Raw genomic sequence first — 15906 nt, 5'->3', positions numbered from 1 at the left:
GGTGCGGCCCCAGCGGCGGGATCTGACGCGCAACAAGCCCAAAGGGACGCTCATTGCCGAACGGCGCGATGAACATCGCAAAGCGGCCATGGCAGCGGCCCGGGCGAACTTGGCGCCGGTTGACGAGGTGGTGCTGGAACGTGATGGCCTCACTGCGGCGCAAGTGCGCGAACGCCACGACGCCGAGCTGAGCAACGCTGTGCGGCATGAAAGCAGCCGCAGCATGTGGGCCATTGTGAGGGCCAACGTGTTCACCCTGTTCAACACGGTGTTGGGTGCCTGCCTGGTGCTGGTGCTCATTGTGGGAGACCCGCGGGACGCGCTCTTTGGCTTCATTGTGCTGGCCAATGCTGCTATTGGCGTGGTTCAGGAGTACCGGGCCAAACGGACCCTGGACAGGCTGGCGGTGCTCCATGCTCCCAGGGCCCGTGTGCGCCGTGATGCGCAGGAAGTGGAGCTGGCAGTTGCCGACGTCGTCTATGACGACGTGTTGTTGCTGCGCACAGGCGACCAGATCCCCGCCGATGCGATTGTTGTGGACGCGGACTCCTTGGAGATTGATGAATCCCTGCTGACGGGGGAGTCCGATCCCGTGGAGAAGCACCCGGGGGATTTGGCCCTGTCGGGTTCGGCCGTGGTGGCGGGCTTCGGCACTGCCCGGGTGCACCGGGTGGGGGCGGAGTCCTACGCATCGCAGCTGACAGCTGAGGCCCGCCGTTTCTCCCTGGTCAACTCGGAGATCCGCAACTCGATCAACCAGATCATCTTGTACATTACGTGGGCGTTGATTCCCATCATCTTGTTGGTCATCAACGGCCAAATGAGCGCCCACGGCGGCTGGGAGCGGGCCCTGGCGTCGGGCGAGTGGCGCATTGCCGTGGTGAGCGCCGTGGCCAGCATTGTGGCCATGATTCCCGAGGGTCTGGTGCTGCTGACAAGCATTTCCTTTGGCATGGCCGCGGTGAGCCTGGCCCGGCAGCAGGTTTTGGTGCAGGAGCTGCCTGCAGTGGAGGGCCTGGCCCGGGTGGATATGGTCTGCCTGGACAAGACCGGGACCCTGACGGAGGGACGGATGGAACTGGCCAGCACTCGGGAGTTTGCCGCCGTGCCCGGCTGGGAACAGGTTTTGGCCTGGCAGGGGGCCCACCCCAACGCCAATGCGACGTCCGGGGCCCTTGCCGGCAGCTACACCGCGCTGCCCTCGGAGCTGCCGGTGGAGGAAGTCCCGTTCAATAGTGCGCACAAGTTCAGTGCCGTCACCTTCGGTCCCGGCGGGCTTGCCGGTGACTGGGTGCTGGGTGCCCCGGAGATGGTCTTGGCAGCGCAAAGCCAGAGTGAGGCGCTGGCGGCCGCCCACGACGCCGCAGGACGCGGTCTGCGGGCGCTCGTGCTGGCACACAGGCCGCTACAGCCGCCTCACAGCGCTGAGATCTCCATCACCCCCGATGAGTCAGCAGACTTCTCCGTTGCCGGCCTGGAGCCGGTGGCCCTGCTCCTGTTCCGTGAAAAGGTCCGGCCCGACGCCGCACAGACCCTGGCGTACTTCCGCGAGCAGGGTGTTGAGCTGAAAATTATCTCCGGCGACAACCCCAGAACCGTGGCGGCCGTGGCCCGTGAGGTGGGTTTTGAATTCACCGGCGACGGATATGACGCACGCGGGCTGCCAGAAGACTTACCGGCCATGGCTGATGTTTTGGCCAAGGAAAGCGTGTTGGGCAGGGTCACGCCCGAGCAAAAAAAGGCCATTGTGCTGGCCCTGCAGAGTCGCGGCCATGTGGTGGCGATGACGGGCGACGGCGTCAATGACGCCCTCGCCTTGAAGCATGCGGACATTGGCATCGCCATGGGCAGCGGCGCCGCAGCGACGAAGGCCGTCTCGCGCCTGGTGCTGCTCGATGGCCAGTTCAGCCACCTCCCCTCAGTGGTGGCGCAGGGGCGCCGGGTGATTGCCAATGTGGAGCGGGTGGCGAATTTGTTCCTGACAAAAACCACCTACGCCATCATCATCTCAGTGGTCATCGGGGTGCTGATGTGGCGTTATCCCTTCCTGCCGCGCCAACTCTCCATTGTCAGCTCCATGACCATTGGGATCCCGGCGTTTTTCCTTGCCCTGCTGCCCAATGCAAGGCGGTACCAGCCAGGATTCCTGCGCCGGACGCTCATGTTTGCCATCCCCTCGGGCACCATTGTGGCCGGCTGCGTCATGGCTGTTTACTCCTTCGCCAGAGCCTTTCCGGATCCGGCCCTGAGTGTGGAGGAAGCTGTCACCGTGGCACAAACGGCAACCACCATGACGGTGTTGTTGGTGGCCCTGTGGGTGCTGGGCACCTTGGCCCGGCCCTTCGACAAATGGCGGGCCCTGCTGGTCGGCGCCATGGTCCTTGGCCTGGTCCTGGTGATGGCTGTTCCCTTCGCCAGGAATTTCTTCGCCCTCGATATTCCGTCAGGGCCGCTGTTAGCGGCTACTATGGGCGTAACTGTCGCAGGGTGTCTGGCGATCGAGCTGCTCTACCGTTTCCTGAAGAAGCGGGGCGCCGTCTCCGAGCGTGAGTAAGGCGTGCCTAACTGGCATCCGTGCCCCTGCGTGACCAAGATAAAAGCAGTGGCGAGAGGAGTCCATCGATGACTAATGTGGACAGTTTTGGTTCCAAAGGCGTACTTAATGTTGCCGGGACCGAATACGAGATTTTCCGACTGAACTCGGTTGAAGGCGCGAAGAGCCTTCCGTTCAGCCTCAAGGTTTTGCTTGAGAACCTCCTGCGCACCGAAGATGGTGCGAATATTACAGCTGACCACGTACGTGCGTTGGCAGGTTGGGATCCCAATGCGGAGCCCGACACCGAAATTCAGTTCACCCCGGCCCGCGTCATCATGCAGGACTTCACTGGAGTTCCCTGCATCGTTGACCTGGCCACCATGCGCGAAGCTGTCAAGGAACTTGGTGGCGACCCCACCCGAGTGAACCCCTTGGCTCCTGCCGAGATGGTCATTGACCACTCCGTGCAGATTGACGTGTTTGGTAACTCCGACGCCGTCGAGCGCAACATGGACATTGAGTACCAGCGCAACGGCGAGCGTTACCAGTTCCTGCGCTGGGGCCAGACAGCTTTTGAAGACTTCAAGGTTGTGCCCCCGGGCATGGGCATCGTGCACCAGGTCAACATTGAGTACTTGGCCCGCACTGTCATGACCCGCACTGTCGACGGCGTATTGCGCGCCTACCCCGACACCCTGGTCGGCACTGACTCCCACACCACCATGGTCAACGGCCTGGGTGTATTGGGTTGGGGTGTTGGCGGCATCGAGGCCGAGGCAGCCATGTTGGGCCAGCCTGTTTCCATGCTGATACCGCGCGTTGTTGGCTTCAAGCTGACCGGGTCCATCCCGGCCGGCGCAACCGCAACCGATGTGGTTTTGACCATCACCGAGCAGCTGCGTAAGCACGGCGTCGTTGGTAAGTTCGTAGAATTCTACGGTGAAGGTGTTGCCGGCGTGCCGTTGGCAAACCGCGCCACGATCGGCAACATGAGCCCGGAATTCGGTTCCACGGCTGCCATGTTCCCGATCGACAGCGTCACCGTTGACTACCTGCGCCTGACCGGCCGCAGCGAAGAGCAGCTGGCACTGGTTGAGGCCTACGCCAAGGAGCAGGGCCTGTGGCACGATCCCTCCGTGGAGATCAAGTTCTCCGAGTACCTGGAACTGGACCTCTCGACAGTGGTTCCCTCCATCTCGGGACCGAAGCGTCCCCAGGACCGCATCGAGCTCACGAACGCGAAGTCTCAGTTCCGCTCGGATCTGAAGAACTACGTTGCCGCTGATGCGAACGCTGAAGGCAACACGGTCGATGAGTCCTTGGAAGAGTCTTTCCCAGCCTCCGACGCCCCGTCCTTCACCCATGCAGACAGCCACACCCACGACACCGAGCGCGTGCTGGCTTCCGCCGCTGCCGGTGCCAACGGCCGACCGTCCGCACCGATCCATGTGAAGAACGAATCCGGTGTGTCCTTCGAGCTTGATCACGGTGCGGTTTCCATCGCCTCGATCACCTCGTGCACCAACACCTCCAACCCCTCAGTGATGCTCGCTGCTGCCGTTCTGGCACGCAACGCCGTCAACAAGGGCTTGGCTTCCAAGCCGTGGGTGAAGACCTCTGTAGCCCCCGGCTCCAAGGTAGTCACCGACTACTACGAGAAGTCGGGACTGGTTCCGTTCCTGGAGCATCTCGGCTTCTACACCGTCGGTTACGGTTGCGCCACCTGCATCGGTAACTCCGGTCCCTTGGACACCGAAGTATCCGCCGCGATTGCCGAAAACGACCTGTCCGTGACGGCTGTTCTCTCCGGTAACCGTAACTTTGAAGGCCGCATCAACCCGGACGTAAAGATGAACTACTTGGCCTCCCCGCCTTTGGTTATCGCTTACGCCCTGGCTGGCACCATGGACTTCGACTTTGAGACCGATGCTCTGGGCCAGGACGACGCCGGCAACGACGTCTTCCTTGCCGACATCTGGCCCAACCCGGTTGAGGTTCAGGAAGTCATGGACGCCTCGATTGACCGTGAGATGTTCACCAACTCCTACGCCACCATCTTTGACGGTGACGATCGTTGGAAGTCCCTGGAGACCCCGGAGGGCAACACCTTCGAATGGGATCCCAAGTCAACGTACGTGCGTAAGCCCCCGTACTTTGAGGGCATGAAGGCCCAAGCCGATCCCGTCGCCGACATTGCCGGTGCACGTGTTCTGTTGAAGCTGGGCGATTCGGTCACCACCGACCACATCAGCCCTGCCGGTTCCTTCAAGTCCGAGACCCCCGCGGGCCAGTACTTGCTGGCCAACGGTGTTGAGCGCAAGGACTTCAACTCCTACGGTTCACGCCGTGGAAACCACGAGGTCATGATTCGCGGAACCTTCGCGAACATCCGCATCCGCAACCAGATCCTGGACAACGTTGAGGGTGGATTCACCCGCGACTTCACCCAGGCCGATGGCCCGCAGGCGTACATCTACGACGCCTCGGTCAACTACCAGGCTGCCGGCACCCCGCTGGTTGTTCTGGCTGGCAAGGAATACGGTTCAGGCTCCTCACGTGACTGGGCTGCCAAGGGTACTGCCCTGCTGGGTGTGAAGGCTGTTGTTGCCGAGAGCTACGAGCGCATCCACCGCTCCAACCTCATCGGCATGGGCGTCCTTCCCCTGCAGTACCCGGCCGGCGTGAACGCTGCCTCCCTGGGCCTGACGGGTACGGAAACGTTCTCCGTTGAAGGCGTCACCGAGCTGAACAACGGCACCACGCCGAAGACGCTGAAGGTTACGGCCGTTGCAGAAGACGGCACCACCGTCAGCTTCGACGCCGTGCTGCGCATCGACACCCCCGGTGAGGCCGATTACTACCGTAACGGCGGCATCTTGCAGTACGTACTGCGTCAGATCTCCGCAGCGAGCTAGTCCCCACCCGCCGGCCCAGAAATCGCTGACGCGATTTTTGGGAACCTGGAGGGCGTGGGCCCGGGCCTGTGGGCCCAAGTGTGGGCTTACGTTTTGTGATCCACGCTGTGCAAGGGCGGGCATCCGGGAAACCGGATGCCCGCCCTTGATTGCGTTTAATGTGCTTTGTACCACTGAAACCAAGCGATACGCTCAGTCATGACGGTTGGACACGATATTGTTAGACGTTGATAGTGGACCCAGGGAGGTACCAATGGGACTTTTAGAAACCATCACGCATCCGCGCGATCTCAGCAAGCTCAGCCCGAGCCAGATGGAGACCCTGGCCCAGGAGATCAGGGATTTCCTGATTACCAACGTGTCTCAGACAGGTGGCCACCTTGGCCCCAATCTTGGCGTGGTGGAGCTGACGCTTGCCATTCACAGGGTCTTCGATTCCCCCCGCGACAGCATTGTGTTCGATACAGGGCATCAGTCCTACGTCCACAAACTCGTCACTGGACGCCAAGACTTCTCCACCCTGCGCCAGCAGGGCGGACTCTCGGGCTACCCTGACCGTGCCGAATCCGAGCATGACATAGTGGAAAGTTCCCACGCATCATCCTCCATTTCCTGGGCCGATGGAATATCCCGCGCACGCCAGCTCACGGGCGAGGGTGACCGCTACGTGGTGGCTGTCATTGGCGACGGCGCTTTGACCGGCGGCATGACTTGGGAAGCCCTGAACAACATTGCCGCGGACAAGGACCGGCGTGTGGTGATTGTGGTCAACGACAACGGCCGCTCTTACGCCCCGACCGTGGGCGGCGTGGCCGAGTACCTGGCCTCCCTGCGCCCGGCCATTGACCACGTCCGCACGCATAAGAAGTATGAAGCCTCCATGTCGTGGGGCAAGAAGCGTCTACAGGACGGCAACGCAGCCGGCCAGTTCGTTTACAAGAGTTTGCACGCCGCCAAAAAGGGAGTGAAGGATTGGTGGGCGCCCCAGGGCCTCTTCGATGACCTTGGCATGAAGTACGTGGGCCCCGTTGACGGCCACGACGAGAAAGCCATGGAATCGGCACTGTTGCTGGCCAGGAACTATGGCGGCCCCGTGATTGTGCACGCTTTCACCGAGAAGGGCCGAGGCTATGCCCCTGCCCGGGCGCACAAGGACGACCAGTTCCACGCTGTGGGCGTCATCAATCCCGAGACGGGCGTTTCCGTGGAGGAGCCCAGTGGCAAGTCCTGGACGGGAGTTTTTGGTGAGGAAATCGCCAAGATTGCCGAGGAACGCACCGACATTGTGGCAATCACAGGTGCCATGTTGATTCCCGTAGGTCTTGCCAAGTTTGCACAAAAGTTCCCAGACCGTGTCATTGATGTTGGCATTGCCGAGCAACATGCACTGACCATGGCCGCGGGCATGGCTTTTGGTGGCCTCCACCCGGTGGTGGCCATCTATGCCACTTTCCTGAACAGGGCCTTCGACCAGCTCCTGATGGACGTAGCCCTGCACAAGGCAGGGGTGACAATTGTCCTTGACCGGGCAGGTGTGACGGGCCCGGACGGTCCCAGCCACCATGGCATGTGGGACATGTCCATGCTGCAAATTGTGCCCGGCCTGCACCTGGCCGCTCCGCGTGATGCCGTGCGCCTGCGCGAGGAACTGCGCGAAGCCGTGGCTATTTCGGATGCACCCAGCGTGGTCAGGTATTCCAAGGGCACCGTGGGTCCAGAAATTGTGGCCCTTGAGCGCCTGTACGACGGCGTCGACGTTCTGGCCCGCACCCATCACGACATGCCGGAGGCAGGCAGTGAACCCCAAACCGATGTTCTGATTGTCAGTGTTGGGGCCATGAGTGAATTGGCCTTGGATGTTGCCGCTCGCATTGACCAGCAGGGCATCAGCTCCACAGTGGTTGACCCGCGCTGGGTGATGCCCGTGCCGCGCTCCATTGTGCAGCTGGCCTCACAGCACAGGATTGTCATTGTCATTGAGGACGGCGTCCGGGCCGGCGGAGTGGGCTCACGCATCCGGCAGGAACTGCGCTCAGCAGGCATTGACACGGCACTGAACGAGGTGGGCCTGCCCGTGGAGTTCCTAGCCCACGGCAGCCGTTCGCAGGTGCTTGCGCGGGTGGGGCTGACAGCCCAGCGCGTCGCCCAAGATGTGGTGGAGCAGGTTTTGGGCACCAAGGTGCCCTTTGCCCGGCCCCTGCCCGGGCAGCCTGCGCCCCGCACAGGTCAGATGCCCATCCTGTGACGGCGTTTCCCGACACGCAGTCGGCGCAGATGCCTCAGACCGGGGATCTGGTCGTGGCCCGCAACCGCAAGTATGATGGCACCGCTCACTGGGTGGTACCCGGCCGGTATCTGGGATCCGATGATGCCGGCCACTGGGTGTTCCAGGGAACGGGTGAATTTGTGTCCCGGCCCGGTGCAGCTTTCTATGCGGAATCCGATGCCGTGCTTTTAATTCCCCACGAGGGAGATTGGGTGGCGACGTTTTACGATCAAAGCCACCCGTCCGGCGTCGAACTTTATATAGATCTGGCCACTGAGCTGGCCTGGCGGCGCATCCGGCCGGCGGTCATCGAGTTTCACATGGTCGACATGGATTTGGATGTTGTGCGCACCAAGTCGCGGGGCCTCTATGTTGATGATGAAGACGAGTTTGCCGAGCACAGCAACACCATGAATTATCCGCCCGAACTGTGCACCCGCATGGAACGAGCAGCGGAAGCCTTGATGGAGGCCGTCGCGGCCCGTCGGGCACCTTTTGAGGGCCGGGAAGCGGTCTGGTTCACGCTAGGAAGGACACTGCCATGAGCAGCACCGAAGGACAAGACAGCAACGATTCCCTGGAATCAAATGATCTGGACCCCAACATTGTGCGCATGTACAAGAAGGACGACGCCGGAGCCTGGACTTTCCGCGAAGCGTGGATTGACGCCGGGATGCCCCAGGAGGATGACGCTGAGGCAGCCCCGGCAGAATCGGCGGAGATTTTCTTTGTGGTCAATCATGGCGCAGTAGGCCACCAAAGCACGTCCAAGGATGTTCGCGCAGCCTCCCTGGAAGAGGCCCGTGGCATGCTGGAAGCGTTCGCGGAGCAGTGCGCCGTGGACGGTTATGCCGTGCTCAGTCGTGAAGAGCAGTTCACTGTGGTGGCACAGATTGCCCTGAAGAGCGACAGGATCACTGACAGGGACAAGACCCTTGGAGCCAGTGCCAAGGCAGCCCTGACGGCACATTTGGCATGGCGGGGCAGCGGACTCGTGGAGAAGATTGAATTTACCAAGGGCCCGCACAGCACCGGCAAGCTGAACGTGTACATCCTTGCCCCGGACCCGGCCCGCGCAGTGGCCAACATCAAGGTGTGCATCCGTGAAGAGAAGCTCGACTTCACCAAGCTCAGCGTTGCCGTCGCCCCGGCCGACCAGCTCGACGAGCTGCGGGCCAAGCACAGCACCAGCGGCAGCACAGTCTTCAGCCTCTAACCTCCCACCCCAACGCTCGCTCACTTACGGGGCCGTTTTCCCCAACGCTCGCTCACTTGGTGCAGGAGCGTTGGGGAAAATCCACCCTTTGCTGCAGGAGCGTTGTGCGGGTGGGACGGGGCCAAATTGTCTGCGTGTGGGCGGGACTGGCTATTGTTGAACCATGATTGAATACCGACAAGTAGGCCGTTCCGGACTGACCGTTTCCACTGTGGGCCTGGGGTGCAACAACCTGGGCCGCAGCGGGACGGTGACACAAACGCAGGAGGGCAGCAACGCCGTCGTGCATGCCGCCTTGGAGGCTGGGATCACGCACTTTGACGTGGCTGATGTGTACGGGATGACGCCCGGCATGAGCGAAACCATCCTGGGCAAGGCGCTTGGTGCGCACCGTGAGAATGTCATTGTGGCCACCAAGTTCGGCATGGATACCCAAGGCGCCAATGGCGTGGATTGGGGGCGGCGCGGCTCACGAAAGTACATTATGCAGTCCGTGGAGGCCTCGCTGCGCCGGTTGAACACCGACTATCTTGACCTCTTTTACTACCACACACCCGACGGGCACACCCCTATGGCGGAGACGCTCTCGGCGCTGGATGACCTGATCCGCGCCGGCAAGGTGCGCTACCTGGGACACTCGAATCTGGCAGGGTGGCAGATTGCCGACGCCGAATACACCGCACGCACGCTGGGTACGGAACGGTTTGTGGCCAGCCAAAACCACTACAACTTGCTCGACCGCCGTGCCGAGCAGGAGGTCACCCCCGCTGCTGAAGCGTATGGGCTGGGTGTCATGCCCTACTTCCCGCTCGCGAACGGCTTGCTGACTGGCAAGTACCGTGGTGGTGTGGTGCCCGAGGGCAGCAGACTCTCACACACCCGCCAGCACATGGTTTCAGGGGCTGATCAGGACCAGTTTGCGGCGTTCAGTGCCTTTGCTGCGGCCCGCGGCCTCACCGAGGTTCAAGTGGCGTTCTCTTGGCTCGCAGCGCAGCCGTCGGTTGCCAGCGTCATCGCCGGTGCCACCAAGCCGGAACAGGTGCGCGAAAATGCCGCGGCGGCGGGATGGAAGCCAACAACGGAAGATCTGACTGAGCTCGACCTGATCTTCCCGCGCACTCCCAAAGTGGCCTTGTTCTAGCAGTCAGCAGGGAATTTGCTACATGCTGACGGTGATCCATTCGCCGACTGTGTCTAGCGTCCGCCGCGCGGGGCCGGCTACATGCTGACGGTGATCCATTCGCCGGCTGTGTCTAGCGTCCGCCGCTGGTGGCCGGCTACATGCTGACGGTGATCCATTCGCCGTCGATGGCCGCGCTGAAGCGGGGCAGGGCAGCCTTCGCCGGGCCGGATATCACTGTGCCGTCTGCGCCCTTGAAAAGTGAACCGTGGCAAGGGCACTTGAAGTCCTCGCCATTGGGTGCAACCTTGCAGCCGGCATGCGTGCAAATGTCGGTGTAGGCCAGCACGGTCGTTTCATCCGGGCGGAACAAGATGACATCCACACCATTGGCCGTTCCTGCCGCAGTACTGCCCACGGGGAGCTCGGACACTTTGCCCACCTGGTAGGGAGTTCCGCCCGTGGGGATCTCGGACGGAACGCTGCCTGTGCCGGGACTGGCGGCACCGCTGGGGGTGCAGCCCACCAAGGCCAGCGCGCAGGCGGCGCCGGTGGCTGCTGTGGTGGCCCGGAGGGCATTGCGTCGGGTCAAAGTTGGGTCAAAAGTCATGAAACCATTCTGTCAGTTCCGGCCGGGGGAATGCCACACGCGGCTCCCGGCCAGTTCCGCCTCGCGAACGGGCAGTAGTTGTTGATGTTGAGCACAAACATCAACAACTACTGCCCGTTCACGAGGCGGAGGCGGCGGAGGGGCAATGGATGGATCAGGCGGCGGGGTGGAACAGCTTCCCGTTGACCCGCTCAGAGGCGCCCACCCGGTCCAGGTAGGGGGTGATGCCGCCTAGATGCATGGGCCAGCCGGCGCCCAGAATCATGCACAGATCGATGTCCTCGGGTCCGGCCACCACGCCCTCTGCCAGCATCAGCCCGATCTCCTCGGCCAGGGCATCCTGGGTTTTGAGCAGCAGCTCCTGTTCCGTTGACGGGGAGTTGCCAAAGCTCAGCAGCGCCAGGGTGCTGGCCGGGATGGACACGCTGCCATCCGGGGCGGTCTCCCACAGTCCCTTGATGCCGGCGTCGATCAGGGCCTGTTGGTTGGCCGAGACATGGAACCGCTCGCCAAAGGCTGCGTGCAGCGATTCCGTGACGTGCTGCGCCACGGGGATGCCCACCATGGCCAGCAGGGTGAACGGCGTCATGGGCAGGCCCATGGGGCGCAGCGCGTTGTCCGCAACGTGCGCGTCGGTGCCCTCATCGAAGGCAGCGGAAACTTCAGCCATGAGCCGCAGGAGCACGCGGTTCACCACGAACGCAGCCGCATCCTTGACCAGGACAGCCGTCTTGCGTAGCGCCTTGGCTGTGGCAAACGCCGTAGCCAGTGCGGCGTCGTCGGTCTTGGGTGCCCGAACAATCTCCAGCAGCGGCATAACGGCAACCGGATTGAAGAAGTGGAAGCCCACTAGGCGTTCGGGGTGCTGCAAGTCCGCCGCCATGGCCGTCACGGAGAGTGAGGAGGTGTTCGTGGCGAGGATGCATTCCGGCGAAACAATCGCCTCAACCTCGGCAAACACAGCCTTCTTGACGTTGAGTTCCTCAAACACGGCCTCAATCACAAAGTCGGCATCCGCAAACGCCTCCTTGGACACGGAACCTGTCACGAGAGCCTTGGTGCGGTTGGCAGCGTCCTGGCTCAGCCTGCCCTTGGCGAGCAGCTTGTCCACCTCGCCATGGACGTAGCCCACACCCTTGTCCACACGCGCCGCATCAATGTCCGTCATGACCACGGGCACCTTCAGCTGGCGGGCAAAGAGCAGGGCGAACTGGCCCGCCATCATCCCCGCGCCGACGACGCCAACCTTGGTGACGGGGCGCGCCAGCTTGGCGTCAGGTGCTCCGGCAGGCCGCTTGGCCCGCTTCTGGACCAGGTCAAGGAAGGCGTAGACGGTGTCCCGGAACTGCGGGGTCGCCATGAGGTCGGCCAGCGCCTCATCCTCGGCGGCGAATGACTGCGCCTTGGTGAAGTGTTTACCCTCCTCCAGCAGTTCGATGACGCGGGCCGGGGCGGGCGCGGCGTTGGAAGTTTTCGCTTCAACAAATTTCTTGGCGCGTTCGACGGCGGCGTCCCAGGCTGCGCTGTTTTCCTCGCTCAACGGCTCGGAGACGGCGTTGGGGCGGCTGACCTCCTCACCTGCAAGGACCCGGGCCGCCCAGGTGAGCGACTGTTCCAGGAAGTCGGCCGGTTCGAACAAGGCATCGGCAATGCCGAGTTTGTAGGCTGCCGGGCCGCTGAGCGTGCGATTGTTGCTGAGTGCGTTCTCCAGCATGACCGTTACGGCGTTGGATGGACCGATCAAACGGGGGAGCAGGTACACGCCGCCCCAACCGGGGACCAGGCCAAGGAACGCCTCGGGCAGGCCCAGGGCTCCGGCTCCGGTGGAGACTGTCCTGTAGTTGGCGTTGAGCGCGATCTCAAGACCGCCACCGAGGGCCAAGCCGTTGATGAACACAAAGCTGGGGACGCCCAGGTCGTTGAGTGTTGAGTACACGTCGTGGCCCAGCTGGGCCATCCAGAGACCGGACTGGCGGTCCTTGAGGCTCTTGACGGCGGAAAGATCAGCGCCGGCAACCAGGAAGTACGGCTTTCCAGTGACGCCCACACCAATAATTTCCCCACGTTTTGCGCGCTCACGCTGTTCCTGGAGAGCCGTGCCCAACTCCACCAAGGTGTTCGGGCCCAGGGTGCTGGGGCGGCGGTGGTCCAGGGCGTTGTCCAGGGTAATTAGCGCAAAAGTGCCGGCGCTGGGAGCGCCGTCAACGCCCGGGAGCGCAATGTCCTTCACATGCGAGTGGGTGATGACCTCGTCCGGGAACAGGGCGGCGAGCTGGTGAAAGTCCTGGGCGCTCATGCTGCGCTCCCTTCGGTGGTTGAGGTGGCTGAGGTGGTTGTGGCGTTGAAGTGCGGGTTTTCCCAGATGACTGTGGCACCCATGCCCAGCCCGATGCACATGGTGGTGAGGCCATAGCGAACCGAGGGGTCTTCCTGGAATTGACGGGCCAGCTGGGTCATCAGACGAACGCCGGAGGATGCCAAAGGGTGGCCCACAGCGATGGCGCCGCCGTACCTGTTGACCCGGGGGTCGTCGTCGGCAATTCCGTAGTGGTCAAGGAAGGACAGGACCTGGACGGCGAAGGCTTCGTTGATCTCAAACAGGCCAATGTCACCGATGCTCAGGCCGGCCAGTTTGAGAGCCTTCTCGGTGGCGGGGACGGGTCCGATGCCCATAACCTCGGGCGCCACTCCGGCGAAGGCATAAGTGACCAGGCGCATTTTGACGGGCAGGCCAAGTTCTTTGGCGGTCTCCGCGGAGGCCAGAAGTGCCACCGTGGCGCCGTCATTCAAACCGGCAGCGTTGCCTGCCGTCACCCGGCCGTGGGCGCGGAACGGCGTCTTCAACGCGGCCAGGTCTGCAACCGTGGTGCCGGGGCGCGGGGGCTCATCCACGGTGTTCAGGGTCCAGCCCTGTTCCGGCTTGAGGGTGGCCACGGGCACCAGGTCGGGTTGGATCTGGTCCTTGGCGTAGGCTGCAGCCAGCTTGTTCTGGCTCGCGACGGCGTATGCGTCGGTGCGGTCCTTGGTGATGGCAGGGAACCTGTCGTGCAAGTTCTCGGCCGTGTTGCCCATGTTCAGGGCCGCCGGGTCCACGATCCGTTCGGACATGAAGCGCGGGTTGGGGTCGGAGCCGGCTCCCATGGGGTGGTGGCCCATGTGCTCCACGCCGCCGGCAATGACCACGTCATAGGCACCGAAACCAATGCCGGAGGCGGTGGTGGTGACGGCCGTCATGGCACCGGCACACATCCTGTCAATGGCAAAGCCGGGAACCGACTGCGGGAGCCCTGCCAGCAGTGCTGCGGTGCGGCCAATGGTCAGGCCCTGGTCACCCGTCTGGGTTGTGGCGGCAATGGCGACCTCGTCGATGCGCTCCGGCGGCAGCGAGGGATTGCGGCGCATGAGCTCGCGGATGCACTTGACCACCAGGTCATCTGCCCGGGTGCTGGCGTAAATGCCCTTTTCCCCTGCTCGTCCAAAGGGTGTGCGGACGCCGTCAACAAAGACCACGTCCCTAATCTGCCGATTCTGGCTCACCTGGTGCTCCTTGAGTGCGTACAACGGATGTCGTCCAAGCCAATCATGTTGGGGACGACTGTGTCACACATCATGTTACCCGCCGGTAACTTGGAGTCAAAATCCCCGCGCAAAGCCCGACGGCGTGCCAAACGGGCGATGACGCATGAAATTTCACACGCCCAAGTCAGGGCCCCCGGCCACGAGGGCCCCGAGGCGTGCTTGCGAGTCTTGGGAGTGGCCGGGGATCGCCGTCGGCGGAGGCAGAGGGGCTAGGCGGCCGCTTCTTCGGACCTGGGGGCCTTGGGCTCCTTGGGTGGCAGCGGCTCCGGGTTCAGCAGGGAGTCGGTGAGCAGCTCCGCAGTCTTTTCGATCTGCCAGGGGCGGGCACCAAGTTCCGACAGCTGGGCTGACACGCTCTCCACGCTGATGCTCGACGGCGGACGCCAGCACAAGCGGCGCAGGAAGTCGGGCGTGAGAACATTTTCACCGGGAATGTTGATCTCTTCGGCAAGATCACTCAGGCGCTGGCGCGCAGTGGCGTACCGGGCAGCAGCCTCGGGATCCCGCTCAGCCCACACCCGCGGCGGGGGAGGTGTGTTGGTGGAGACCTGCAGGGGCGGCGGCTCGGTGCTGTTCTTCGCTGTCTGGATGGCGTGGAGCCACTTGGGCGCATCGCGCTTGGCTGCGCGCCCGTGGAACCCGGACAAGCCCAGCAGGGCAGGAACGGTTGCGGGCATGCCCTTGGCAGCTGCCACAATGGCCGAATCCGGGATGAGCCGGCTGGGGGCAATGTCGCGGTGTTCAGCCAATTTCTCGCGGGTGTACCAAAGCTCGCGGACCACTCCCAGCTGAACCCGGTTGCGGATGGTATGGGAGCCGGAGGTGCGCCGCCACGGATCAACACGAGGGGCGGGCACGCCTGCGTCAATCAGGTGCTGGAACTCCTGGGCGGCATACTCGAGCTTCCCGTCCTTTTCCAGCAGTGCCACGAGTTCCTCCTGCAGGTCAACCAGGACCTCCACATCGAGGGCGGCGTAGCGCAGCCACGGCTCGGGCAGGGGGCGCTGGGACCAGTCGGCCGCCGAGTGTTCCTTGGCGAGGTGGTAGCCCAGCAAGGATTCCACCACGGCGCCCAGGCCAACACGCGGCAGTCCGGCCAGGCGTGCGGCCAATTCCGTGTCAAAAAGTTTGCTGGGCCACATGCCAACACCCGCCAAGCAGGGCAGGTCCTGGCTGGCGGCGTGCAGAATCCACTCCACCCCGTGCAGGGCCTCGTCAATGATCTTCAAATCATCGAAGGCTTCGGGATCAATGAGCCATGTGCCGGCGCCTTCGCGGCGAATCTGGACCAACATGGCGCGCTGGCCATACCGGAAACCTGAGGCGCGCTCCGTGTCAACGGCTGCCGGGCCGTGCCCGCTGGCCAATGCCGCGGCGCACCGTGCCAAGGCAGGCTGGGTTTCCACGACGGCCGGAATGCCATCCTGGGGCATGTCCAGCACCACCAGCTCTGGCAGGTCGCCCAGTTCCACCCGGACACGGTCAATGACCACTGAAGTCAGCGGGGCGGCAGCCAGTTCGACGGCGGTGGTGGCGGCATCCTGTGTGGTCCCTGTGCCTGTCGGGGTGCTGGAGGGGGAGCCGGGGCCTTGGTGTGAGGTGGACTTTTTGGCCCGGGCGCGGCTGTGTGCGCTGGATTCTGGGTTGGTCATGATGCCCTTAGT

At 63.1% G+C, this 15906-nt stretch carries 10 protein-coding genes; 6 read left to right on the top strand and 4 right to left on the bottom strand.

Annotation, left to right across the window (positions count from 1 at the left end; all coding sequences use genetic code 11):
• The first annotated feature begins 88 nt into the window (after positions 1–88).
• The 6 genes from CVS27_RS12070 to CVS27_RS12045 all read left to right on the top strand — a co-directional run bounded on the left by CVS27_RS12070 (position 89) and on the right by CVS27_RS12045 (position 10074).
• Positions 89–2554: an HAD-IC family P-type ATPase gene (locus CVS27_RS12070; protein ID WP_103466032.1), complete on the top strand. Its 2466-nt coding sequence runs from the start codon at positions 89–91 to the stop codon at positions 2552–2554.
• 68 nt (positions 2555–2622) lie between these two features.
• Positions 2623–5451 carry an aconitate hydratase gene (locus CVS27_RS12065; RefSeq protein WP_103465978.1) on the top strand — a complete coding sequence of 943 codons (2829 nt, stop codon included), beginning with the start codon at positions 2623–2625 and terminating at the stop codon, positions 5449–5451.
• 253 nt (positions 5452–5704) lie between these two features.
• The gene (gene dxs / locus CVS27_RS12060; protein WP_103465977.1) at positions 5705–7696 is read left to right on the top strand and encodes a 1-deoxy-D-xylulose-5-phosphate synthase; all 1992 of its coding nucleotides are present in this window, start codon (positions 5705–5707) and stop codon (positions 7694–7696) included.
• 29 nt (positions 7697–7725) lie between these two features.
• A complete protein-coding gene (locus tag CVS27_RS12055) occupies positions 7726–8262 on the top strand; it encodes a DUF402 domain-containing protein (RefSeq protein WP_103466031.1) in 537 nt (178 codons plus the stop codon).
• The gene (locus CVS27_RS12050; RefSeq protein ID WP_243400156.1) at positions 8259–8933 is read left to right on the top strand and encodes a hypothetical protein; all 675 of its coding nucleotides are present in this window, start codon (positions 8259–8261) and stop codon (positions 8931–8933) included. The genes CVS27_RS12055 and CVS27_RS12050 overlap by 4 nt, the downstream gene beginning before the upstream one ends.
• 163 nt (positions 8934–9096) lie before the next feature.
• Positions 9097–10074 (top strand): aldo/keto reductase, encoded by a 978-nt coding sequence (locus tag CVS27_RS12045; RefSeq protein ID WP_103465976.1) that lies wholly within the window; start codon positions 9097–9099, stop codon positions 10072–10074.
• A gap of 136 nt (positions 10075–10210) precedes the next feature.
• On the opposite strand, the gene CVS27_RS12040 is transcribed toward CVS27_RS12045, so the two are convergent.
• The 4 genes from CVS27_RS12040 to CVS27_RS12025 all read right to left on the bottom strand — a co-directional run bounded on the left by CVS27_RS12040 (position 10211) and on the right by CVS27_RS12025 (position 15894).
• Complete coding sequence (locus CVS27_RS12040; protein WP_103465975.1) at positions 10211–10663, bottom strand: Rieske (2Fe-2S) protein; 453 nt, start codon at positions 10661–10663, stop codon at positions 10211–10213.
• 154 nt (positions 10664–10817) lie between these two features.
• Positions 10818–12959, bottom strand: a complete 2142-nt coding sequence (locus tag CVS27_RS12035) for a 3-hydroxyacyl-CoA dehydrogenase NAD-binding domain-containing protein (protein ID WP_103465974.1) — start codon at positions 12957–12959, stop codon at positions 10818–10820.
• Complete coding sequence (locus tag CVS27_RS12030; RefSeq protein WP_103465973.1) at positions 12956–14200, bottom strand: thiolase family protein; 1245 nt, start codon at positions 14198–14200, stop codon at positions 12956–12958. Before CVS27_RS12030 ends, CVS27_RS12035 begins: the two co-directional genes overlap by 4 nt.
• Positions 14201–14451: 251 nt before the next feature.
• Positions 14452–15894, bottom strand: a complete 1443-nt coding sequence (locus CVS27_RS12025; protein ID WP_103465972.1) for an HRDC domain-containing protein — start codon at positions 15892–15894, stop codon at positions 14452–14454.
• Positions 15895–15906: the final 12 nt, after the last annotated feature.

The organism is Arthrobacter glacialis, from assembly GCF_002909445.1.
GTDB lineage: Bacteria > Actinomycetota > Actinomycetes > Actinomycetales > Micrococcaceae > Specibacter > Specibacter glacialis.
Note: the sequence above shows the minus strand (reverse complement) of the source record. Positions and strands in the feature narration are given on the sequence as shown.

Bases quoted from the DNA above. Each gene is read 5' to 3' on its own strand.
- CVS27_RS12070 (WP_103466032.1), top strand. From the start codon at position 89: ATGGCAGCGGCCCGGGCGAACTTGGCGCCGGTTGACGAGGTGGTGCTG.
- CVS27_RS12065 (WP_103465978.1), top strand. From the start codon at position 2,623: ATGACTAATGTGGACAGTTTTGGTTCCAAAGGCGTACTTAATGTTGCC.
- dxs (WP_103465977.1), top strand. From the start codon at position 5,705: ATGGGACTTTTAGAAACCATCACGCATCCGCGCGATCTCAGCAAGCTC.
- CVS27_RS12055 (WP_103466031.1), top strand. From the start codon at position 7,726: ATGCCTCAGACCGGGGATCTGGTCGTGGCCCGCAACCGCAAGTATGAT.
- CVS27_RS12050 (WP_243400156.1), top strand. From the start codon at position 8,259: ATGAGCAGCACCGAAGGACAAGACAGCAACGATTCCCTGGAATCAAAT.
- CVS27_RS12045 (WP_103465976.1), top strand. From the start codon at position 9,097: ATGATTGAATACCGACAAGTAGGCCGTTCCGGACTGACCGTTTCCACT.
- CVS27_RS12040 (WP_103465975.1), bottom strand. From the start codon at position 10,663: ATGACTTTTGACCCAACTTTGACCCGACGCAATGCCCTCCGGGCCACC.
- CVS27_RS12035 (WP_103465974.1), bottom strand. From the start codon at position 12,959: ATGAGCGCCCAGGACTTTCACCAGCTCGCCGCCCTGTTCCCGGACGAG.
- CVS27_RS12025 (WP_103465972.1), bottom strand. From the start codon at position 15,894: ATGACCAACCCAGAATCCAGCGCACACAGCCGCGCCCGGGCCAAAAAG.